The organism is Qipengyuania sp., assembly GCF_042095715.1.
GTDB lineage: Bacteria > Pseudomonadota > Alphaproteobacteria > Sphingomonadales > Sphingomonadaceae > Qipengyuania.
Genome location: NZ_JBELMO010000014.1, coordinates 1 through 22261, shown reverse-complemented (window position 1 = coordinate 22261; position 22261 = coordinate 1). Strand labels below are relative to the sequence as shown.

General features: G+C 61.2%; 21 protein-coding genes and 1 tRNA gene. 10 read left to right on the top strand and 12 right to left on the bottom strand.

The window, feature by feature from the left end; genetic code table 11:
* The first annotated feature begins 107 nt into the window (after window positions 1-107).
* The 8 genes from efp (at window position 108) to ACFDTG_RS05470 (ending at window position 7193) form a co-directional block, all read left to right on the top strand.
* Window positions 108-671, top strand: a complete 564-nt coding sequence (gene efp, locus ACFDTG_RS05505; protein WP_375290016.1) for an elongation factor P — start codon at window positions 108-110, stop codon at window positions 669-671.
* A gap of 11 nt (window positions 672-682) precedes the next feature.
* Window positions 683-1036, top strand: a complete 354-nt coding sequence (locus ACFDTG_RS05500) for a hypothetical protein (RefSeq protein WP_375290015.1) — start codon at window positions 683-685, stop codon at window positions 1034-1036.
* A gap of 10 nt (window positions 1037-1046) precedes the next feature.
* Window positions 1047-1865 (top strand): inositol monophosphatase family protein, encoded by an 819-nt coding sequence (locus ACFDTG_RS05495; protein WP_375290014.1) that lies wholly within the window; start codon window positions 1047-1049, stop codon window positions 1863-1865.
* Between the two features lie 103 nt (window positions 1866-1968).
* Window positions 1969-2289 carry a hypothetical protein gene (locus ACFDTG_RS05490; RefSeq protein WP_375290013.1) on the top strand — a complete coding sequence of 107 codons (321 nt, stop codon included), beginning with the start codon at window positions 1969-1971 and terminating at the stop codon, window positions 2287-2289.
* A gap of 72 nt (window positions 2290-2361) precedes the next feature.
* Window positions 2362-2446 (top strand) — tRNA-Leu (locus ACFDTG_RS05485).
* 107 nt (window positions 2447-2553) lie between these two features.
* Window positions 2554-3831: an HD-GYP domain-containing protein gene (locus ACFDTG_RS05480; RefSeq protein ID WP_375290012.1), complete on the top strand. Its 1278-nt coding sequence runs from the start codon at window positions 2554-2556 to the stop codon at window positions 3829-3831.
* A gap of 88 nt (window positions 3832-3919) precedes the next feature.
* Entirely contained in the window at window positions 3920-5719 is a 1800-nt protein-coding gene (locus ACFDTG_RS05475; protein ID WP_375290011.1) for an SLC13 family permease, read from the top strand.
* Between the two features lie 151 nt (window positions 5720-5870).
* The gene (locus ACFDTG_RS05470; RefSeq protein ID WP_375290010.1) at window positions 5871-7193 is read left to right on the top strand and encodes an amidohydrolase; all 1323 of its coding nucleotides are present in this window, start codon (window positions 5871-5873) and stop codon (window positions 7191-7193) included.
* 69 nt (window positions 7194-7262) lie between these two features.
* Here ACFDTG_RS05470 and ACFDTG_RS05465 read toward each other — a convergent pair whose 3' ends face one another.
* Window positions 7263-7442 carry a hypothetical protein gene (locus ACFDTG_RS05465; protein ID WP_375290009.1) on the bottom strand — a complete coding sequence of 60 codons (180 nt, stop codon included), beginning with the start codon at window positions 7440-7442 and terminating at the stop codon, window positions 7263-7265.
* A 10-nt stretch (window positions 7443-7452) separates the two neighbouring features.
* Window positions 7453-9051 carry an isocitrate lyase gene (locus ACFDTG_RS05460; protein WP_375290008.1) on the bottom strand — a complete coding sequence of 533 codons (1599 nt, stop codon included), beginning with the start codon at window positions 9049-9051 and terminating at the stop codon, window positions 7453-7455.
* Between the two features lie 137 nt (window positions 9052-9188).
* On the opposite strand from ACFDTG_RS05460, the gene ACFDTG_RS05455 reads away from it, so the two are divergent.
* Window positions 9189-10589 carry a short-chain fatty acyl-CoA regulator family protein gene (locus tag ACFDTG_RS05455; protein ID WP_375290007.1) on the top strand — a complete coding sequence of 467 codons (1401 nt, stop codon included), beginning with the start codon at window positions 9189-9191 and terminating at the stop codon, window positions 10587-10589.
* Here ACFDTG_RS05455 and leuA read toward each other — a convergent pair.
* The 8 genes from leuA to miaA all read right to left on the bottom strand — a co-directional run bounded on the left by leuA (window position 10582) and on the right by miaA (window position 19908).
* On the bottom strand, window positions 10582-12258 hold the full coding sequence (gene leuA, locus ACFDTG_RS05450; RefSeq protein ID WP_375290006.1) for a 2-isopropylmalate synthase: 1677 nt from the start codon (window positions 12256-12258) through the stop codon (window positions 10582-10584). The genes ACFDTG_RS05455 and leuA overlap by 8 nt on opposite strands.
* Before the next feature lie 171 nt (window positions 12259-12429).
* A complete protein-coding gene (locus tag ACFDTG_RS05445; RefSeq protein WP_375290005.1) occupies window positions 12430-13581 on the bottom strand; it encodes an alpha-hydroxy acid oxidase in 1152 nt (383 codons plus the stop codon).
* Complete coding sequence (locus tag ACFDTG_RS05440) at window positions 13568-14698, bottom strand: glycosyltransferase (protein WP_375290004.1); 1131 nt, start codon at window positions 14696-14698, stop codon at window positions 13568-13570. The genes ACFDTG_RS05445 and ACFDTG_RS05440 overlap by 14 nt, the downstream gene beginning before the upstream one ends.
* Before the next feature lie 134 nt (window positions 14699-14832).
* Window positions 14833-15489, bottom strand: coding sequence for a YceI family protein (locus ACFDTG_RS05435; RefSeq protein ID WP_375290003.1), 657 nt, complete (start codon window positions 15487-15489; stop codon window positions 14833-14835).
* Window positions 15490-15538: 49 nt separating this feature from the next.
* Window positions 15539-16573 (bottom strand): ketol-acid reductoisomerase, encoded by a 1035-nt coding sequence (gene ilvC / locus ACFDTG_RS05430; RefSeq protein ID WP_375290002.1) that lies wholly within the window; start codon window positions 16571-16573, stop codon window positions 15539-15541.
* Between the two features lie 15 nt (window positions 16574-16588).
* Window positions 16589-17104, bottom strand: a complete 516-nt coding sequence (ilvN, locus tag ACFDTG_RS05425; protein ID WP_375290000.1) for an acetolactate synthase small subunit — start codon at window positions 17102-17104, stop codon at window positions 16589-16591.
* Between the two features lie 11 nt (window positions 17105-17115).
* Entirely contained in the window at window positions 17116-18864 is a 1749-nt protein-coding gene (ilvB, locus tag ACFDTG_RS05420) for a biosynthetic-type acetolactate synthase large subunit (protein WP_375289999.1), read from the bottom strand.
* A 90-nt stretch (window positions 18865-18954) separates the two neighbouring features.
* On the bottom strand, window positions 18955-19908 hold the full coding sequence (miaA, locus tag ACFDTG_RS05415) for a tRNA (adenosine(37)-N6)-dimethylallyltransferase MiaA (RefSeq protein WP_375289998.1): 954 nt from the start codon (window positions 19906-19908) through the stop codon (window positions 18955-18957).
* On the opposite strand from miaA, the gene serB reads away from it, so the two are divergent.
* Window positions 19901-20785: a phosphoserine phosphatase SerB gene (serB, locus tag ACFDTG_RS05410; RefSeq protein ID WP_375290045.1), complete on the top strand. Its 885-nt coding sequence runs from the start codon at window positions 19901-19903 to the stop codon at window positions 20783-20785. The genes miaA and serB overlap by 8 nt on opposite strands.
* 68 nt (window positions 20786-20853) lie before the next feature.
* Here the strand turns inward: serB and ACFDTG_RS05405 are convergent, their stop codons facing one another.
* Window positions 20854-21519 (bottom strand): nitroreductase family protein, encoded by a 666-nt coding sequence (locus tag ACFDTG_RS05405; RefSeq protein WP_375289997.1) that lies wholly within the window; start codon window positions 21517-21519, stop codon window positions 20854-20856.
* 108 nt (window positions 21520-21627) lie between these two features.
* The coding region (locus tag ACFDTG_RS05400) for an AIR synthase-related protein (RefSeq protein ID WP_375289996.1) at window positions 21628-22261 on the bottom strand (634 nt) is incomplete at its 5' end.

Genomic DNA, 22261 nt, shown 5'->3' with positions numbered 1-22261 from the left:
GGTGATGGCCAGCACCTTGCCCGGCGCGGGGCGAACCGCTAAGCGGCGCCCGACCGGCGCGAAGGTGCGTCGCAGCTCTTTCTCACCCACGAAGGCAGTAGACCCTCATGAAGATTTCCGGCGTGGACATCCGTCCCGGCAACATTCTCGAATACGAAGGCGGCATCTGGAAGGTCGCCAAGATCCAGCATACCCAACCCGGCAAGGGAGGGGCCTACATGCAGGTCGAGATGAAAAATCTCCAGGACGGGCGCAAGACCAACGTTCGCTTCAGGAGCGCCGATACCGTGGAGCGGGTGCGTCTGGATACGAAGGACTATCAGTTCCTTTACGAAGACGGCGACATGCTCGTTTTCATGGATCAGGAAACCTACGAACAGATCAATCTGCCGTCCGACCTGCTGGGCGATGCTCGCCCGTTTCTTCAGGACGGCATGCAGGTGATGCTGGAACTGTGGGAAGAAAAACCGATCTCGGTCGAACTCCCCGCCCAGGTCGAGGCAACCATTGTCGAGGCTGACGCCGTGGTGAAGGGCCAGACCGCGTCCTCCAGCTACAAGCCTGCCGTACTCGATAACGGCGTACGCATCATGGTCCCGCCGCATATCGAAAGCGGTACTCGCATCGTGGTCGACGTTTACGAACAGAGCTACGTCGGCAAGGCCAACTGATCGGAGCATCGATGGCAGGCAACAGCATCGCTTCCCGATTCGAGAAGGTCGACATTGAGCGCTCGATGCTTCTGGGCGTGGTCGTCGATGACGATCAACTCACACTCGAAATGGATTTCTGCCTCCGCCCCGACCACCCTGACTACGAACGTCCCGGTGAAGGCGAAGAGTGCTGTTTTCATCCGGGAACGCTTCGGTTTGGCGGGATTACCAAGCTGACGCTTGAGCGCACCGATCACGGTGACACCGGACAAAGGCGGTTTCGCATTCAGTCCTTCGCCATCGAAGGCACCCGGTTCGATTTGCAGTGCGACTGGGGCACCATTCACTTGCAGGCGCGCTCAATTCGCGTCCTGACAGAATAGAGAAAGTACCATGGCCGCAGTTTCCGGGCTCATTCGTGTAATGGAGAAGGCCGCGCGCAAGGCGGGCAACCGCTTGCGCCGCGATTTTGGCGAGGTCGAGCACCTCCAGGTCAGCCGCAAGGGACCCGCCGACTTCGTCAGCAAGGCCGATATGCGGTCGGAACGGACGATATATGATGAATTGACCGCCGCGCGTCCCGGATGGGGCTTCGTGATGGAAGAGGCTGGCACCATCGAAGGTGAAGAAGGACAGCCGCGCTTCATCGTCGACCCGCTCGACGGGACCAGCAACTTCCTGCACGGCATTCCGCATTTCGCCATTTCGATCGCGGTTCAGGAGCCAAAGCTGGATGGATCGGGCTGGGGTGATGTGGTTGCGGGAGTTGTTTATCAGCCCGTGACCGACGAGACTTACTGGGCCGAGAAGAGCCGCGGGGCTTGGCTGCATGATGCCCGTCTGCGCGTCTCGGGCCGGCGTCATCTATCCGAGGCTTTGATCGCAACCGGCATACCTTATGGAGGGCATGGCGATTTCGGCGAGTGGGCGCGAATCTTCGGCGCCATCGGACCTCAGGTCGCGGGAATCCGCCGTTTCGGCGCCGCGTCGCTCGACCTCGCATGGGTGGCGGCGGGACGCTTCGACGGGTTCTGGGAAAGTGACCTCGCGGATTGGGACACAGCCGCCGGCTGCCTGATCGTCCGCGAGGCCGGGGGGTTCGTGTCCGATTATAGGGGGCGCAGCATGCCGATCCATTCGAGACAGGTTCTGGCCGCTAATGATGCGCTGCATTCCCGGCTGCACAAAATCCTGGCGGGTTCGCTCAAATAGTCGCATCCGACGTTCGTGGTTAATTTCGAATAACTGCAAGCAGCAACGCGCGACAAAGCAGAGTTTGCTATACACCGGTCCAGAAGCTGTCCGGAGTCGCAAGATGCTCGAACTTGTTGCCGCCGCCGTCGTTACGCTGTCCCCCGCCGATAATCACGCTGTCCGGTCCCCCGTGGTGCCGTTCGAGCTTCAAGATGAGCGAGCCACCGATTCGTCGACCGATGGGTTCGGCTCTTATCAGCAGGACGACGCGGGCGATCACATTCCTGCTAGAAGGTTGGCCACTTGGTCCAGCGACTTTGACGCGCCGGAATGGGAGGTTTCCTTGGCCTTCCGGGGCCCGGTGGTCTTGCTCGGAGCATTCGGCGGGCGCCATGAAGGCATGCCGAAGCTCGCACATGTCGGTTTGGTCTGGGCAATGTGATTTCGTCGCTATCGCTTGAATGGTGCGCAACCGTCGGCTAAGCGCGCCGCCTGCCTGAAACCCGGTTACTGGGCCCCTGTGGCGGAATTGGTAGACGCGCTCGACTCAAAATCGAGTTTCGCAAGAAGTGCCCGTTCGAGTCGGGCCAGGGGCACCACCACCGCGCCGGCAAAATCTCGCCGAACTCGTAGAAATACGTAGAGCAGATATCACACCGATTTTGTGCCTGCCGACCTAACTGTCTCTGATCGAAAGTCAGGGGCCATGCTGCAGAGAATCGAAGCCGCCGAAGCGGAAATCGGAATGTTTGTCGAGAGGCTGGAAGGCAATTGGCTGCGCCATCCGTTCTGGAAGCGCCGCTTTGTGCTTTCAGATGAAAAACAGTTGCGCGTCTTGCGCGAAAGCTCGGTCCCAGGCGTCATCATCGACACCTCTCGCGGGTGCCTCCCCAAGAACTGCGCTGAGGACAACAATTCGGCTAGCGAGCGAGAGCCGGCGAAGCCGCTTGCGAGCGGTATTTTTGCTAGCGAACCGCTCGTCGCACCAAGGGGCTCGGCGCCAGTAATCCCCGTCAGGATCGAGCTTCCCGGTGCACGCGAGTTCGGACGTGCGAAGGCTGTCGCGGATCGGTCGCAGAAGGTCATTTCGCGCGTTTTCCTCAACGCGCGTCTGGGTGAGAAAATCAAGCTGGCGGACGTGGAAGCGGTCGTCGAAGAGATTTACGAATCCGTCGCCAGCAATCCTCACACCTTGACCGGGATCCTGCGGTGCCAGGCTGAAACAGGCGAAGTCTATCGCCACGCGCTTGCAAGCTGCGCGCTGATGATTTCTTTGGGGCGGACATTGAAATTGTCGCGGGACGATATTCGTCTGGCCGGTCTTACAGGCCTGCTCATGGATGTCGGCGTGGGGCAAATGTCCGACCATCTGGCCGAGGTCGATGGGGATTATAGAGCACTGCCGCAGCCCATCATGGAGCAGCATGTGGCCTACGGCCACGATGTTTTGTCGCTTGCGGGGGACGTGCCGCAGGAGGTGGTCCGAGCTTGCCTGGATCATCACGAGCGGGTCGATGGATCCGGCTTCCCCTTCGGAATCATCGGCGACCAGATCGGCATCCTGGCAAAGATGGCAGCTGTATGCGACGATTTCGATTTCCTGGTCAGCGGCGGTTACAATCGGCCGCCTCTCGATCCCGCCATGGCTCTCGAACAAATCCAGAGGCAGCAGGACAGCTACGATGACACCGTTCTGGCAGGGTTCTCAGGATCGGTGGGCATTTATCCCATCGGTACCTTCGTGGAGCTGGAATCCGGGCTGATCGCCATGGTCGTGGACATCAATCAGGACGATCCCTCGCTCCCGATGGTCCGCGCCTTCCACTCGATCCGCCTCGACAAATCGGTGAAGCAACAGACGATCGACCTTCGCTTCACCTATGGAACCGACAAGATCATCTCGGTTATCGACACGGCCGCCTTCGACCTGCCTCCTGCTGGCATGCTGCGAAAACGGCTGCTGACGCGCGCCTACCAGGAGTGATTTAGCGTCAGGTAAGGACAGGCAGCCGCTCGGCCACGAACGTTTCGCTTGTATTCGCTGACGACTGTGGGAATCAGGGTGTCAGACGATGCTTGGCACACCATCCTATCACGCGCTGGCTGCCATGGCCGTAACCGTCGCGATGTTCATCGGCTTTGCGCGTGGGCGCATGGCCGTGGAGATAGTCTCGCTTCTGACGATCGCGGTTATCGCCGTCGGTCTCTATTTCTTTCCGCTACCCGGCACTGGCCCGACTGAAGGGCTGGCGCTCGCCTTTGCCGGCTTCGGTCATTACGCGCTGGTCACGATTTGCGCGCTCATGATCATGGGTAGAGGGCTGGTCGTGACCGGTGCTCTGGATCCGGCTGCAAAGCTTCTAGAGCGGGTGTTCAAGACCAACCAGCAATTGGGATTGCTTGTTTCGCTGGTCTTGGCTTTCGCGCTTTCGATGGCGGTCAACGACACGCCGGTCCTGGTTCTGTTGCTGCCGATCTTCGTTCAGCTTGCGGCGAGGGGTGGGCTGCCTGCATCCAAGACGCTGATACCCCTCAATGCGGCGGTTCTTATCGGCGGGATGGCAACTACGATCGGTACCTCGACCAACGTTCTCGTGGTCTCGATCGCGCGCGATCTGGGAATGCCACAGATGTCGGTCTTTCACTTCACGCCGATCGTGGCGGTCGCGGCCCTGGTAGCGCTACCGTACTTGTGGCTGATCGCGCCGAGAATGCTGGGCGACAACCGGACGACCGCCGCAGTGGCTCCGCGGCGTTTCCACACGCGGCTGCGCGTAACCGAAAACAGCGTCATGAACGGCCGCGAACTGGCCGAGATGCTGCCCCGATTGCCAAGCGAGATCGAGTTCCACGACGCGCCGCCGGGTCTCCTGAAACCGATGCAACGTCTCGCCATGTCGGCGCCCCACGAAGCATTGGAAGAGGCGATCCGCACGCTACGGGGGGAAGCGGCTCCAGGCTGGGTGCTGGATCGGATCAACCGCCGGGCGTCGGCCGACAGGTTGGACGTTCTGGTGGTCGAAATGACCGTGACCGGCGATTCGCGCCTCATCAGCCGAACTTTGCCCACATCGGGCATCGCCGATCTATACGGCGTTGCCGTAATCGGCATTCATCGACCTCAACGAGTGATCGGCGGACGCGAGGAATACAGCGAAGGCGGGGATTTGCGCATTGCCGAGGGCGACGTCCTGCTGGTGATGGGGATAGAGCCTGACCTTGCCGCCTTCGCGCGCGGCGACAGCCTGCTCCGTCTCGAAGGCGCGCGCGAGCTTCCGCGACGTTCCAAGGCGGTTCTGGCCTTCGGCATCATGGTAGGGAGCGTGGGCACTGCATCAATCGGCCTGTTGCCCATCGCGATCAGTGCGCTGGCCGGCGCCATCCTGATGTTCGTGACCGGCTGCGTCAAATTCGACAGGGTAGGCCGCGCGCTGTCCGCCAAGGTTATCGTCCTGGTAGCAGCCAGCATTGCTATCGGGCGGATCATCGATGACAGTGGAGCGGCTGACTGGCTGGGCCAGGCGCTCGCGCAAGGTTTGCAACATCTTAGCCCGGCGGCAGTACTCGCGGCGATCATGCTGTTCGTGACCTTGCTGACCAACTTTGCCAGCAATGCGACCGCCGCGACGGTCGGCACGCCCATCGCTTTCGCGATCGCGCAGAGGCTGGGTCTGCCCGCGGAACCGCTGATCCTGGCGGTCCTGTTCGGTTGCAATCTTTGCTACGCCACGCCCATCGCTTACCAGACGAACATGCTGATCATGGCGGAGGGCAGCTATGAATTCCGCGACTACATCCGGACCGGTGTTCCGCTGGTTATCTTGATGGTGATCGTGCTGTCCGTGACGCTTGCCCTGACCTACGGCCTCTGAGCTCCGACCAAGAAAACTTTCCTATCGCCGCGCAATCTGCCAGCCTACCGGTTCGGCCGCTCAGCGCCGGTAAGTCCGCAAGCGGATTTCTTGTCCCTTGGACTGTGGTCCAAGTGGTCCAAGTGGTCCATGTCTATGGAACTGGAGGCGTATGTCCAAATTTATGTTGAAACTGGCCCTAGCGGCGATGACGATCCCCGGGGCGGCCCATGCGCAGGATCTCGGCGCAGAACTTCAGGGTGACATGCCCGCCCTCATGGAGCTCTATCGCGATCTCCATGCCCACCCCGAGCTCAGCTTTCAGGAGGTGAGGACTTCCGCGAAGTTGGCGGCGCGCATGCGCAAGCTTGGCTTCGAGGTTACCGAAAAAGTGGGTAAAACAGGCGTGGTGTCGGTGCTGCGCAATGGCGAAGGGCCGACGGTTCTGCTGCGCGCCGACATGGATGGCCTACCCGTCGTGGAGCAGACGGGGCTCCCGTATGCCAGCAAGGAAACTGCGGTTCCGGAAAGCGGAGTGACCACCGGGGTCATGCATGCGTGCGGCCATGATACTCACATGACGGGCTTCATTGGCGCTGCTCAGCTACTTTCCCGCCACAAGGACAAATGGAGCGGGACGCTGGTGATGGTGCTGCAACCTGCGGAAGAGGCGGGCGGCGGCGCTCGAGCGATGCTCGCTGATGGGCTCTATACGCGATTTCCCAAACCCGACTACGCACTGGCCTTCCACGATGCGGCGGCGCCCGCGCCTGCGGGGACCATCGGATATGTCCCGGGGTTTGCGCTCGCGAATGTGGATAGCGTCGATATCAAGGTGAAGGGGGTAGGTGGACATGGTGCCTATCCGCAATCCACGAAGGATCCCATCGTGATTGCAAGCGCGATCGTGATGCGTCTTCAAACGCTCGTCAGCCGCGAGAAATCGCCTTTCGAGCCGGCAGTCGTGACGGTGGGCAGCTTCCTTGCCGGAGCGAAGCACAACATCATTTCGGACGAGGCGAAGCTTCAGCTCACCGTCCGCAGCTATACGGATGAAAGCCGCAAGCAGCTGCTCGACGGTATCGCGCGAATTGCCCGTGGGGAGGCGATTGCAGCCGGTCTGGAGGGCGAAATGCTCCCCGTGGTCACCGTGAAAGAAGATTTCACCCCGGCGACCTACAATAGCCCAGAGTTCACCCTGGAACTCGCTGCGAGGTTCAAGGAGCGGTTTGGAGAGGATCGCGTCTTCGAAGCGGAACCGGTGATGGGCGGAGAGGATTTCAGCGAATACCGCCGTGCCGACCCCGATTCGATCAAGGCGATGATTTTCTGGATCAGCGGCACGCCGCAGCCCATGCTGGAGGCGCTTAAAAAGGAAGGCAAACCTCTGCCCTCGCTCCACTCGCCGTTCTGGGCTCCCGACGCGGAAAAGGTGATAGCTACCGGTGCTGAGGCGCTGGCCGGTGCGGCCATGCATCTGATGCCGTCGAGCTGACGATAAAAACGGCCACCGTGCAGCCTGTCAGGGCACCCGGTGGCCGTCTCTCCTCCCCAGGAGATGTTGCTATTCGCCGCTCACATAGGTGCCGAGGCGATGGTGCAGAGCGTTGATCTTGGCCAATTCCTCGCGATCGTCGGTCACCTTGGCGTGACTTGCGAGCGCGGTACGAAGCAAACGGAAATCGGCGGTCGAGAAGAGGGCGCGGGCGCGGCCCGGCTCCCTAGCGGCGGTTGGTTCGGTCATGATCCGGTCCTTAAGCAGCTGCGAACTGGTTCATCGTATTGGCCGAACCGCCCGCCTTCAAGGCAGCTTCGCCTGCAAAGTACTCCTTGTGGTCGTCGCCGATGTCGCTTCCCGCCATGTTCTGATGCTTTACGCAGGCGATACCCTGGCGGATTTCCTCGCGCTGGACCTGCTTGACGTAGCCGAGCATTCCTTCGTCGCCGAAATAGCGCTTGGCCAGATTATCGGTGCTCAACGCCGCGGTATGATAGGTCGGCAGGGTGATGAGGTGGTGGAAAATTCCTGCTTCTCGCGCCGCGTCACGCTGGAAGGTACGGATCCGCTCATCGGCCTCCTGTGCCAGGTCGGTCGCATCGTAATCCACGCTCATCAGCCTGTCGCGGTCGAAAGCGGACAGATCGCGGCCCTCTTCGGCCCATGCGTCATACACTTGCTGACGGAAGCTGAGGGTCCAGTTGAAGCTGGGAGAGTTGTTGTAGACCAGCTTGGCATTTGGGATGACTTCGCGGATCCGGTCGACCATTCCGCCGATCTGGCGGATGTGCGGCTTTTCGGTCTCGATCCACAACAGGTCGGCCCCGTTTTGGAGCGCGGTGATGCAATCGAGGACGCACCGATCTTCGCCCGTTCCGGCGCGGAACTGGTAAAGATTCGAGGGAAGACGCTTTGGCGCCATCAGCTTGCCGTCGCGGCTTATGAAAACCTGACCGTTGGTCACGTTCGACGGGTCCACCTCCTCGCAGTCAAGGAAGCTGTTGTACTTGTCGCCCAGGTCGCCCGGCTCGGTGCTGAACGCGATTTGCTTGGTCAGGCCCGCACCCAGGCTGTCAGTGCGAGCGACGATGATGCCGTCCGGCACGCCAAGTTCCAGGAAGGCGTAGCGTATGGCACGGATCTTCTGGAGGAAGTCCTCGTGCGGCACGGTGACCTTGCCATCCTGGTGGCCGCACTGCTTTTCGTCGGAAACCTGGTTTTCGATCTGAAGGGCACAGGCGCCCGCTTCGATCATCTTCTTGGCTAGCAGATAGGTCGCCTCGGCGTTGCCGAAGCCGGCGTCGATGTCGGCGATGATCGGCACGACATGCGTTTCGTGATTGTCGATGGCCTGCTGGAGACGCCTCGCCTCAACCTCATCGCCCGATCCGCGTGCAGCGTCGAGGGCGCGAAACATGCCGCCCAGTTCACGGGCATCGGCCTGCTTGAGGAAGGTATAGATTTCTTCGATCAGCGCCGGAACGCTGGTCTTCTCATGCATGGACTGGTCCGGCAGGGGCCCGAAATCGCTGCGCAGCGCGGCGACCATCCATCCGGACAGATAAACATAGCGCCGGCGGGTCTCGCCAAAGTGCTTCTTGACGCTGATGATCTCCTGCTGGGCGATGAAGCCATGCCATGCACCCAGCGACTGCGTATATTGTGCGGGATCGGCATCGTATGCATCCATATCCTCGCGCATAATCTTCGCGGTGTAGCGCGCGATGTCCAGCCCGGTAGGAAAACGATTCTGAACCTGCATCCGAGCAGCCGATTCGCCGTCGATAGCGGCCCAAGGGGCTCCTGCTCCGGAAATGGTGCTGTTGAGTTCGCCGATACGCTGTTGGTAGGTCATAATTCAAATCCCGACTGGCTTCTTGGAGAAGGATGTATCCGCGTGCCGGCTGAAGCGTGAGAAAGATTTACAGTTAACGCTGTAAAGGTTGTTCATCATCGGGTATAACCGCTGTAAATAAGTAGAGATGTTTACAAATGGCTGACGAACCGATGATGGCCGGGCCGGCATTGCGACGGCTGCGCAAGAGGGAAAACCTCACTCAAGCGGCAATGGCCAGCCGCCTCGCCATATCTGCCAGCTATCTCAATCTCATCGAGCGCAATCAGAGACCTGTCACGGCACGGGTACTGGTACAGCTGATTTCGGAATTCGCGTTCGACCCGCAGTCGCTCAAGATCGACGAGAGGATTGGCGGACTTGACGGTCTGGTCCGTCGCGTGGGTGACGAACGGTTTGCCGATCTGGGGATCGACCGGGAGGAGGTTGACACGTTCTTGTCCGAAAGCCCCCAGATTGCCGCGGCTTTCGCACGCCTTTACGATCAGGCTGGACACCCGGCCGCCCTGCCGAACGCCGAACCGACCTATGCGGTTCGGACGGCGATTGAGCACTGGAAGAACCATTTTTCCGATCTCGATCACGCAGCTGAAGCGCTGGCCGACGAAATGCGGTTGTCGCGCGGAAATCTTTCCGCCGCTTTGGTGGATCGCCTGAGGGAAAGGCACCAGCTTGCCGTGCGCATCTTGCCCCGGGAGGTCATGCCGGATCATCGAAGGCGACTGGATTTGCACGCGCGCCAGGTCCAGCTGGCAGAAATGTTGGGCCCCAGGTCCCGGACATTCCAGATGGCTGTCCAACTGGCGGAACTGGAGCAGAGAGACGAAATCGAGAAAATCGTTCAGGGCGCCAAGCTCGAGGACGACAGCTCGCGCGAGTTCCTGAAACGACATCTTTCAGCGTATTTCGCAGCCGCTCTCATCATGCCGTACGGCCGGTTTCTTCGAGCCTGCGATGCAACCGGATATGATCTGTCGATCTTGCTTCGCCGTTTCGAGGTCAGTTTCGAGCAACTGGCGCACAGGCTCACCACGCTTCAGCGTGTTGGCCAGCGCGGCCTTCCGTTCTTTATGTTACGTGTCGACGGGGCGGGTCAGCTTTCGAAACGGTTCGTGGGCGCCAGCGGGGCCACCTTCTTCGATACCGAGCAACTATGCCCACTCTGGATTGCCATGAAGACATTCAGGCAACCCGGCGATCTGCTCACTGAATTGGTCTCTCTCGAGGAGACGGCAGGAGAGGCGAAGGAGTGGTTCTGTATGGCCAGAACGGTTTCGGTTGGTGGCGCGGCAGGAGAGTCGAGCCGCTTTTCGGTCGTGCTTGGCCTCGACGCAAGACTGGGCGGAGCGTTGGTTCAATCGCATGGCAAATCGCTGGATGAAGGCACGCCGACCCGGATCGGCCCGGGATGCAGGCAATGCCACAGGGTGGACTGCCAACAGCGATCGCTGCCACCCGCGAGCGGGCGACTGGTCTTCGATCCGCTGGGCCGGGCGAGCCTGCCCTATGCGATCGCCCGGGATATCGCGACTAGCTGACCGAGCAGTTCGCGGCGCTCAGCACGGCGCGTACGCTGGCGGTGGCGATGTCCTCGTCGATTCCGCAGCCCCAGACGGTGCGACCATCAGGAAGGGCACACTCCAGATAGGCCGCGGCGCGGGCGTCGGAACCGGCCCCCATCGCGTGTTCGGTGTAGTCCTTGACCTCCAGAGCGATCCCGAAGCTGTCCCGCAACGTGGCCATGACGGAGGAGATGAGGCCGTTGCCTCTTCCGGTGACCGAACGAGCCGTCCCATCGACTTCGATGGTACCAGAGAAAACGCGCGTCCCGTCCGTGGCGCGGGTTTCCTGATAATTGACAAGCTGGAAGTGCTTGGGCCGCGTCTGGACATGATAGGCCTGCTGGAAAGCCTGCCAAATGTCGGCAGCATTCAGTTCGCGCCCGAGCTTGTCCGCCATTTTCTGTACATGCGGGGCAAAGTCGGCCTGCATTCGCTTGGGAAGCTTGAGGCCCTGATCCTGTTCGAGGACCCACGCGAAACCGCCCTTTCCGCTTTGCGAATTCACGCGGATGACCGCTTCGTAATTTCTGCCCAGATCGGCAGGATCGATGGGTAGGTAGGGCACCCGCCAGCGCTCGCTGTTCTGGTCCTCGCGCGCGGCGAAGCCTTTCTTGATCGCATCCTGATGGCTGCCGGAAAACGCCGTATACACCAGTTCGCCCCCATAGGGGTGCCGGGGATGAACGGGTAATTGGTTGCAATATTCCACGGTTTCGATGGCCCGATCGATGTCGGAAAAATCGAGGCCGGGATCGATGCCCTGCGTGTACAAATTGAGCGCCATCGTCACCAGGCAACAATTCCCGGTCCGTTCCCCATTGCCAAAAAGGCAGCCTTCGACGCGGTCGGCGCCCGCCAGCAGTCCCAGTTCCGCGGCGGCCACACCGGTGCCCCGATCATTATGCGTGTGCAGGCTGATGACTGCGGATTCGCGATTTGGGAGCATGCGGATGAACTGTTCGATCTGATCCGCATAGACATTGGGGCCTGCAGCTTCGACCGTGGCGGGGAGATTGAGGATGATGGGATGATCGGGCGTAGGCGCCAGCACCTCCATGACGGCTTCGCAGACCTCCACGCTGAAATCGAGCTCCGCGGTCGAGAAAGTCTCGGGGCTGTATTCGAAGTGCCAGTCGGTGCCGGGACTCGCGCCGGCTTCGTCGCGCAGGACCTTCGCTCCGGCGACGGCGATTGCCTTCACCTCGTCCCGCGTCATCCCGAACACGATTTCTCGCCAGGTCGGGCTGACGGCGTTGTAAAGGTGGACGATCGCGGAGTGCGCGCCATCGAGGCTGGCGAAGCTCGTGCGGATCAGATCTTCCCGACTCTGGGTCAAGACCTGAACGGTCACCTCTTCCGGGACCCGCCCGGATCGCACCAGTTGAGAGATGAAATCGAATTCGGTTTGACCGGCACTGGGAAAACCGACTTCGATCTCTTTGAGGCCGAGATTGACCAGCAGGTCGAAAAAACGGTTCTTTTTCGCCGAGTCCATCGGATCGACGATGGCCTGATTGCCGTCCCTGAGGTCGGTGGAGAGCCAGCGGGGGGGAGAGGTGATGGTACGTGACGGCCACTGACGATCCTTTATCGGGATCGATGGGAACGGCGCGTATTTGCTGCTCGGGTCGCGGAGCATGGGCATTGGGCTAAGTCTCGTGCAGTTTCGGCAAGGTCGGGTCAGTCCCCCGTAGCGCGGCGCGCCTACAGGCACGCAAGCTTACGCCCGGGGGCGAGTAAGTCGTAGCATGTATCCGAAACGAGGCATCATTCATGCATTGCGCAAAATTTCGCGCAGGGCAACCGTAACCTTCTCCTAATTGCGCCACCGCAGGCGGTTCGGGGTGAGCTGATCCACGCTAGTGACACCCATCAGCCTCATACCGCGTTCGATCTCGTCCTTCAAAATGCCGAGGGCGCGTTCCACCCCCGCTTGCCCGGCGGCAGCCAGCGCATAGAGGTAGAGGCGGCCGCCCGATGTGGCGTCGGCCCCGGCGCAAAGAGCTTTCAGAACATGGGTGCCGCGGCGGACACCTCCATCACAGATAATCTCGATCTCCCCGCCCACCGCGTCTTCGATTTCCGCCAGTTGGTCGAACGGCGACCTGCCCCCGTCGAGCTGTCGGCCGCCGTGATTGGAAATCCATATGGCATCCGCACCGATATCGACGGCCCTGCGGGCATCGGTGGCGCTCATGATGCCTTTCAGGGCGAAGGTGCCGCCCCAGTCGCTGCGAATGGCCGCGGCGGTATCCCAATCCATGGCAGTATCGAGCATGGTGTTGAAATATTCGGCGATGCTGACCGACTTGCTGCTGCCTTCGGCAACGTGCGTGTCCAAATTCGGAAGGCTGAACTTTTCCCTGAAGAGATAATCGAGCGTCCACCGGGGGCGCGTCGCGTAGCTCCAGACAGCGCTAGGCGTGAAGCGGGGCGGGGTGGTGAAGCCGGAGCGCATGCAACGCTCGCGTTTGCCCGAGACGATCGTGTCCACGGTCAGGGCGAGAGCATCGAAACCGCTTGCCTTGCATCGTTCGATCATTGATGTGTTCAGACCCTGATCCTTGTGGACATAGAGCTGAAACAGTTTCGGTCCGGATGTGAGCGCGGCGATAACCTCGATCGAATGCGTGGCCAGGCTCGATATGCCGAACCACAGGCCGAATTTCTCGGCTGCTCGGGCCACCGCCTTTTCCCCTTCCCAGTGAAACACGCGCTGCAGTGCGGTCGGGCTGAGGACGAGGGGAAGGGCGCTCTTACGGCCCATGATGCGGCACGAGGTGTCGATTTCGGAGACGCCGGCAAGAACGTCGGGAACCAGATCCGCTGTCTTGAAGGCTTGGGTATTGCGGGTCTTCGTGATCTCGTCGTCGGCAGCCCCGTCGATATAGTCGAAAACCGGCCATGGCAGGCGTGCCTTCGCAAGCCGGCGAAAATCTTCGATGTTGTGGCAGTCATTCAGCCGCACCGCGCGCTCCTTCGGATACGAGGCTGTCGAACACCTCCAGATAGGCAAGGGCGGATCGGCTCTGCCGCAAGGGAGCGACTTTGGCCTCGATGACGGCCTCGGGGGCGAAGGCTGTCCGGCTGAGATCCAGCGCTGCGCGGGCGAGATCTTCGGGCGCGCGGCTAGCTACGATCCGGCCGAGCGCCGGGCGATCAATCAGGTCCGACAGGAAATGCGAGCAGGCAGTCGAGACGACCGGCACGCCATGAATCAATGCCTCCGCGGCTACCGCCGGTCCGCCTTCATATCGGGACGTTACGAGCAGAGCATGCGCGGTTGCGAAAGCCTGGGAAATATCATCTGTAAAGCCTGGAAAGAAAACATTGTTTTCCAGCCCTAAGGATCGTGTCAGACCTTCAAGTGCCGATCGCAAAGGCCCCTCGCCATATATTGTCAGTGTCACCTCAACCTCGCGTCGAAGCGCGTAAATTGTCCGCAGCGCGAGCGGCCAGTCCTTTTGCGCCTCAAGCCGTCCGATCCCTACGAGCCTAAGCGCTTCGCGAGCTCGCCGAATCTCGCGTGCCCGAAAAGGCAACGCGCCATCAGGGACGAACGGGTTGTAAAGGACGGTGACGCTTGCATGTGGGAGAAGTCTTACAAGATCATCTGCCAAGCCGGGGGACGTCGCAGCGAAGCAATCGATACCCCGGGTCACTCCCGATAGAGCAGACCGGGCTATCGAGAGCATCGGTGGGCGCTCCATCACTGCCGGCACCAGCGGATTGCTGATTTTTGCCACGATCGGCACCCTGGGCAACCGTTGCTTGAAGGCTCTTGCGACGCCGAAATGAAAGTTACCTGGCACGAAAATGACGTCCGGCGCGAGGGAAGCAGCCGTCGGGGCCATATGTTTTCCCAGATTGATACGCGACAATGCTGTTCGGGGTCGTTCAGGCGAAAGTATTCGTACGTCCGCACCGTCTGGCACGCGATCTCGCATCGGCCCACGGGAAGCGCCGGCGAGCACCGTCACCCGGCGCCCCTCCGAAATCCAGTGTCGCGCCAATCGAAATGCGAAGGCCTCCGTCCCGCCTGCGGAGAAGTCATGCAGGGGGATTAAGATATGCCGCGCGATCACCGTCCCCGCGTATCGCCGGGAGCCGTATGGGTCAATTTACCACTATGCTGAAGAGATGTGGCGCATCGTCTCGCGCAGCTTGGAGCCAGTGCCGAATGCACCGACCGGCTGCGCCGAGCATTACCCAGCAACTCTTAAGCCGCCGGTTTCTCGAATGCTGCGGTCAGCGTGAGTTCCACATCATCGCCGACCATCGGGATGCCGTATCCGATGCCGAACTCCGAGCGGCTGATCGTCGTGCGGCCTTCGAAGCCGATCGTCTCAGCCTTGTTCATCGGCCCGGTCCCTGCACCGGTGAAGCGGATGTACAGCTCCACCGGTTTTGTAACGCCGTTTAACGTCAAATTGCCCTCGACATGCGCGGTGACCTGACCTGGGTTCAGCCTGACAGCCGTGGACACAAAGCGTGCCGGGGCGGGATCGGGTCCGAAGAAGTCCGGCTTGGTGCCTTTCTTGCCTGCGCGAAGCAAGTGCTCACGCAACCCGGAACTGGCCACCAAAACTGAGGTGATCGGCACTGTCACATCGACCTTGGCTTCTTGCGGCTTCGCCGGATCGATTACCAGGGTTCCAGAGACGTCGCCGAATAGGCCGATGTAATCGTTGAAGCCGAGATGGTTCACGCGCCAGGATACGAGACTATGAGCCGCGTCCGCCTGGTAAGTACCACCGGTGACGCGCGCGGGATCGATCATGCCCGGCGCGCGAGGAGACACCTCCTGCGCGCCGGATGTCGTCACCGCCACGCCAGCCAGGGCCAGCACGCATAGGGGTATGCTGAAGCGTTTCACTGTGGTCCTCCCATCCAACGACAACCGCCCGACCGGCGGGCGGAACCGATCAATTCACCGCCTTGTCGACCAGCTTGTTCTTGCCGATCCAGAGCATCATCTCGCGAAGCTTCGTTCCAACCTTCTCGATCGGATGTGCTTCTGCCGCCTTGCGGCTCGCCTTTAGCTCGGGCTGACCTGCCTGGTTGTCGAGCACGAAGTTTTTAACGAAGCGGCCGGATTGAATGTCCGCCAGAACACGCTTCATTTCGGCCTTGGTCTCATCGGTGATGATCCGCGGTCCGGTGGTGATGTCTCCATATTCCGCAGTATTGCTGATGGAATAACGCATATTGGCGATACCGCCTTCGTAGAGCAGGTCCACGATTAGCTTGGTTTCGTGGAGGCACTCAAAATAGGCCATCTCGGGTGCATAGCCAGCTTCCACGAGCGTTTCGAAACCGGCCTGGATAAGATGGGTTATACCGCCGCAAAGCACAGCCTGCTCGCCGAAAAGATCGGTCTCGCATTCTTCGCGGAAGGTTGTCTCGATGATACCCGACCGACCGCCGCCGACCGCGCTGGCGTAGCTGAGTGCCAAAGCCTTGGCATAGCCGTTGCCGCCCGACTGCGTGCTTTCCTGATGAACCGCGATCAGGCAGGGTACGCCGCCGCCACGCTGATATTCGGAACGCACGGTGTGGCCCGGTCCTTTAGGGGCGATCATGATCACGTCGATGTCGGCCGGGGGTTCGATCAGGCCGAAATGCACGTTGAGACCGTGCGCGAAGGCAAGCGTGCTGCCCGCCTTCATTTCGCCGGACATGTCATTCGCCCAGATCGCGGCCTGATGCTCGTCAGGGGCGAGGACCATGACGACATCCGCCCAAGCGGCGGCTTCGCTGTTGCTCATGACCTTGAAGCCAGCCTCTTCCGCCTTCTTGCGCGTCGCCGAACCTTCACGAAGGGCGATCGCCACTTCGCCGACACCACTGTCGCGAAGGTTCTGGGCATGTGCGTGCCCCTGGCTGCCGTATCCAACAATCGCGACTTTCTTCCCCTTGATGAGGTCAGTGTCGCAATCCTTGTCGTAATAAACCTGCATGTCTTTCCCTTTTACTCAGGCGCCCCCGGCGCCACGCAACATTCCGACGATCCCGGATCGGCCCACTTCGACCAGCCCGAGTTCGCGCATCAACACCAGAAAACTGGAAATCTTGTCGGGCGAACCCGTAATTTCAAACACGAAGCTGCTGGTGGTGGTATCCACTACCTTCGCGCGGAAAAGCTCCGCGATCCGCAGCGCTTCCACGCGCTTTTCACCCATGCCCGCAACTTTGACGAGCGCGAGCTCGCGTTCGACATAGGGGCCCTGCTCGGTGAGATCCGTGACCTTGTGCACAGGAACCAGACGCTCGAGCTGAGCCCTGATCTGGTCGATGACGGGCGGGGGGCCGTTGGTGACCACGGTGATCCGGCTTACCGCATGGTCTTCGGAGATATCGGCAACCGTGAGACTGTCGATATTGTAGCCGCGCGCCGTGAACATGCCGGCGATCTTGGCGAGAATGCCCGCCTCGTTATCGACCTGCACGGTCAGCACATGCCTTTCGGCATCCTGGGTTTCGATCTTCATTGGGGGTCGCCTTATACCAGCGCCTTGGCTTCGTCTGCCATTGTTCCGCTCACAAGATCGCCATAAAGCAGCATCTCGGTGTGGGCCGCTCCACTCGGGATCATGGGGAGGCAATTGGCTTCCTTGGCGACGAGGCAGTCGACCATCACCGGGCCGTCATGGGCCAGCATCGCCTCGATCCCGGCATCGAGATTGCTCTCGTCCTCGATGCGGATGCCTTTCCACCCGTATGCTTCCGCCAGCCTGACAAAATCCGGCAGGCTGTCGGAGTAGCTGTTCGAATAGCGGCTTTCGTAGGTCAGTTCTTGCCACTGGCGGACCATGCCCATGAATTCGTTGTTTAGAATGAAGACCTTCACCGGCAGGCGATACTGGCTCGCGGTGGCAAGCTCCTGGATATTCATCTGGATGCTCGCCTCGCCCGCAATGTCGATCACTAGGGCATCGGGATTACCGAGCTGAGCACCGATCGCCGCCGGCAGACCATAGCCCATCGTGCCAAGACCACCGCTGGTGAGCCAGCGGTTGGGCGCGTCGAATCCGAAATACTGCGCTGCCCACATCTGGTGCTGACCGACTTCGGTTGAGATGATGGGGTCGTGCGCCTTGGTCAGTGCAAAGAGGCGTTCGATTGCCTTCTGCGGCATGATTGCATCCTTCCGCTCCGGATAGGCCAAACACTCGCGCGCCTTCCAGCCCATGATCCGCGCAGTCCACTCAGACAGATCGCGCGGCCTGCGGTCTCCCCACGCCTGAATGATCTGTTCGAGGACGGTGGCGCAATCACCGATGATCCCGAGATCGACGGGAACGATCTTGTTTATGCTCGCCCGGTCGATATCGATGTGGATCTTCGTTGCTTCCGGCGCGAAGGAATCGAGGCGTCCCGTCACGCGATCATCGAAGCGCGCACCGATCGCCACGATGAGATCGGCGCGGTTCATGGTCATGTTCGCTTCATAGGTTCCGTGCATGCCCAGCATCCCCAGCCAATCGGGATGCGTCGCCGGGAAGGCGCCGAGGCCCATCAACGTGCTTGTTACCGGCGCACCGGTCTTACGCTGAAGCTGACGCAGGAGTTCGCTGGCGACCGGGCCGGAGTTGATGACGCCGCCACCCGTATAGAAGACCGGTCGTTCCGCCGAGGCGATCATATCGACGGCTTGCGATATTTCTTCCGGATTTGCCGCCACGCGAGGCTGATAGCGGTGGGAGGGGAGGGGAGGAGCTTCGCGCATGGCATCGGCGGCCATGGCGATCTGCACGTCCTTGGGAATGTCCACCAGCACCGGCCCGGGACGGCCGCTGGTGGCGATGCGGAAGGCTTCGGCGATCGTGCCCGCGAGGCTTCCCGGATCCTTTACCAGATAGTTGTGCTTGGTGCAGTGGCGCGTGATGCCGACCGTATCGGCTTCCTGAAAAGCGTCGGTGCCGATGAGCGCCGTTGGAACCTGTCCGGTTATGATGACCATTGGGATGGAATCCATCCAGGCATCGGCGATTCCGGTGACCGCATTAGTGGCGCCGGGTCCGCTGGTTACGAGAACAACGCCGGGCCGGCCTGTCGCGCGGGCATAGCCTTCCGCCGCATGGGCCGCTCCGGCCTCGTGGCGGACCAGAATATGCCGGATCCCGTCGTGGCCGAACAATTCGTCGTAGATGGGGAGAACCGCGCCGCCGGGGTAGCCGAAGACCACCTCCACGCCTTCGCGAATGAGACTGTCGACCAGAATGGCCGCTCCGCTCCGTTCGGTACTCACTTCAACCTCCTGACGACGAAAAATGGCCCGGCGCAGGGTCTGAGCGCCGGGCCGACGGGGAAGTCCACCTGAGCGCGCTCAGTTTCAAAGTCAAGACAAAAAACGAAAGAATAATTCATCGATTTCGGTATTTCCGTAATTTTCAGACTCGATCCGTGGCCAATCGGCGGGAGCTTGATGCCGGAACCAGGTAAACTGGCGTTTCGCATAGCGCCGGGTTGCAAGGCAACCCGCTTCCACCGTCTCCTCAAAAGAGGCCTGGCCCTCCAGCAACCTTGCTACTTCGCGCACGCCGATGGCCCGCATTACGGGCAGATCCTCTGACAGCCGCCGCTCGAGAAGGGCGGCGACTTCCTGGCGAGCGCCATTCTCGAGCATCGCGCCAAAGCGTAGATCGCACCGCGCGTATAGCCATGGGCGCTCTGGCATGAGCACCAGGGGATGCAGGCCGATCTCCCCGGCGATGCCACCGGAGCGGGCCCCCTGCCAATCCGTAATTGGCCGACCGGTCGAACGGATGACTTCCAGCGCCCGGGTGGTGCGCGCCGTATCGCGGGGCGCCAGGCGTGTGGCAGCCAGTGGATCTTCCGCTTCGAGTGCGGCCCTGGCATCCTCTTGGGACAAGGCGCGAACTTCATCGCGAATTGCCGGATCGATAGGGGGGATGGGGGCTATACCGTCCAGCAGAGTCCTGAAGTAAAGCCCCGTTCCACCGACCAGGATCGGGTATGCCCCTTCCGCATGAGCCCGCGCGATTTCGTCCCTTGCGGACTTGGACCAGTCCGCAGCGGAACAGGCAACGGAGCCGTCCCAAGTGCCGAAAATGCGATGCGGAATTCCCTCCATTTCCTCTTCTGTGGGTCGGGCCGAGAGGACGCGCAGGTCGGCATAAACCTGCGCGCTGTCGGCATTGATTACAACGGCAGAGCCGCCGCGCGCCTCGATCGACTTGGCGAGCCGGACTGCAAGGGCGCTCTTGCCGCTGGCCGTCGGCCCTGCAATGAGCGCCAACGGGGGTTTGTCGGAGACTGTGGAAGTGCTCATTGCGCGGCTGATAGCAGAGCCAGAGGGACTGGAGAAACGCCTCGATGCAGCGGCGAAGGCACTTGAAGATATCGGCGCACCGATGGCATCGGCGGCGATGCTGGATGCCTGTTCCGACGTCCTACAGATCCTGTTCGCGGGCGAACAGGATGTTCAGATCAGGGCAGTTCTGGATAAACATATGGCTCCCTGCGACCTACTGATGGCATCAAGCGAGATCGAGATTCCGCGGCTCTTCGTATCCGATATGGACTCTACGATGATCGGGCAGGAGTGCATCGACGAACTGGCGGATTATGCCGGGCTGAAAAGCAGAATTGCCGAAATTACCGAACGCGCGATGCAGGGCGAACTCGACTTTCCCAGCGCCTTGAAGGACCGGGTCGCGTTACTCGAAGGGCTTGAGGAAACGGCGATAGAACTCTGTCTTAAAGAGCAAATTTCTCCCGTAGCGGGGGCCAGGACGCTGGTCCGTACGCTGCAATCCAAGGGTTGCCGGACGGTGCTGGTGACCGGGGGCTTCCATCATTTCGCCGATCCCGTTGCCGAGACGATCGGGTTCGAGCGGGTGGTCGGAAATCGCCTGGCGGTTGCCGATGGGAAGCTCACCGGAGCGCTCGCCGGGCCTGTCAGCGATGCCTCCACCAAGGCGAGGACACTGAGGGAAGAAGCTGAAAAGCTTGGAGAGGGCGCAAGGGTCCTCGCCATGGGGGACGGCGCCAACGATATTCCCATGCTCGAGGCGGCGGACTATGGAATCGCCTATCGCGCCAAGCCCAAGGCCCGCGCTGCTGCCGATGGATGGGTGGAGAATGGCGATTTGACCAATGTTCTCAAGCTATTGGGAATTCCGCGCAGCGAATGGGTCTTGGCCTGAGTACTCGGGGCGGCGATAGGCGGCCAAGTTCCACGAACGCCCGCGCGATCGGGGCAGACCGCCTTTGATCACAGCCAGTTCACAAGCTGCTCGAGCGGCTTTTTTCGCGAAACGTGATCGGGCACGCGTGCGCCAGGCGCCGGGTGGCCAGCGACAACGATCATCACCGGCTTTTCCCATTCGGGCCTCCCGCAGATCTCTCTCAGGAACCCCATCGGCGATGGCGTATGTGTGAGGGTCGCAAGGCCCGCTTCGTTTAGCGCCGCCAGCAGCATGCCGCAGGCGATGCCCACGCTTTCGCTCACATAATAGTTCTGCGTCTCGCCATCTTCGGCGATGCCGCCCTTGCGCTGGGCGAAGACCACGATCAGCCACGGGGCGATTTCAAGGAAAGGCTTTTCGGCGTCGGTGCCCAGCGGCGCCAGCGCCTCAAGCCAAGCCGTTCCGGCCTTGCCCGCGTAGAAGGCGCGCTCCTCGGCTTCGGCCGCCTCGCGGATTGCCCGTTTCGTTTCGGCCGAGCCCACCACCGTGAAGTGCCAAGGCTGGTGATTCGCTCCGCTAGGCGCCGTGCCTGCCGCCGCTATAGCGGTTTCGATGATGGCTCGAGGCACCAGCTCTGCGGAGAAATCGCGGCAACTTCGCCGGAGCCGCAGCCGGTCGCGCAGACCTTCTACCCGAGAAAGCGCCTCAGCGTCGTCCAGGTGGTCCAAACTGAAGGGGATGGTGCCGGTCACGATTCGCACAATCGAGCACTTCAGCGCCGAGGGGAAGGGCCACCCGATATGAAGCCGGGTTTACGGTGGGGGGAAGCGGCAGCGCACACGGGTGCGTTGCGCCGCCTGCTACCCCTCCATCCAGTCCCTGAAGAAGCTATCACTCGCCTCGCGCATATCCGCCAGCTTGACGCCGAGCACGCTGTCTCCGCCGGTCTTGCCGATTCTCGTAAAGCCGATCTGGGCGGTTTCGTCGTTTTTCGTACCCTTGGCGAGCTGCCTGTTGAGCGCCTCCACATCGGGGACGGAGATGATGTAGCGGCCCTGATCCTCGCCGAACCACCATTGCGCGGGGGTATAGGCGGGATTGGCCTCCACTTCGGCGCCCACGCCGCCGGCCAGCGCCATTTCCGCAAGCGCCACGGCAAGGCCGCCGTCCGAGATGTCGTGGACCGCGTTGACCAGTCCGTGGCCGATCATCTCGCGCACGATCTCGCCCGCGTTGCGTTCGATGGTGAGGTCGGTGGGCGGGGTGCGGCCGCCGTCATTACCGTGAATTATATCCAGCCACAGCGATTTGCCGAGATGCGAGCGGGTGGGATCGGGCCGCGCCCAGAATTCGGGCCCGACGAGGTAGAGCGTGTCGCCCGCGCCCTTGAACCCCATGGTCATCATTGCGGCGTAATCATCGATGATGCCAACGCCGCCGATGGCGGGGGTGGGCAGGATCGCGCTGCCGCCGCCGGTCGCCTTGCTTTCGTTG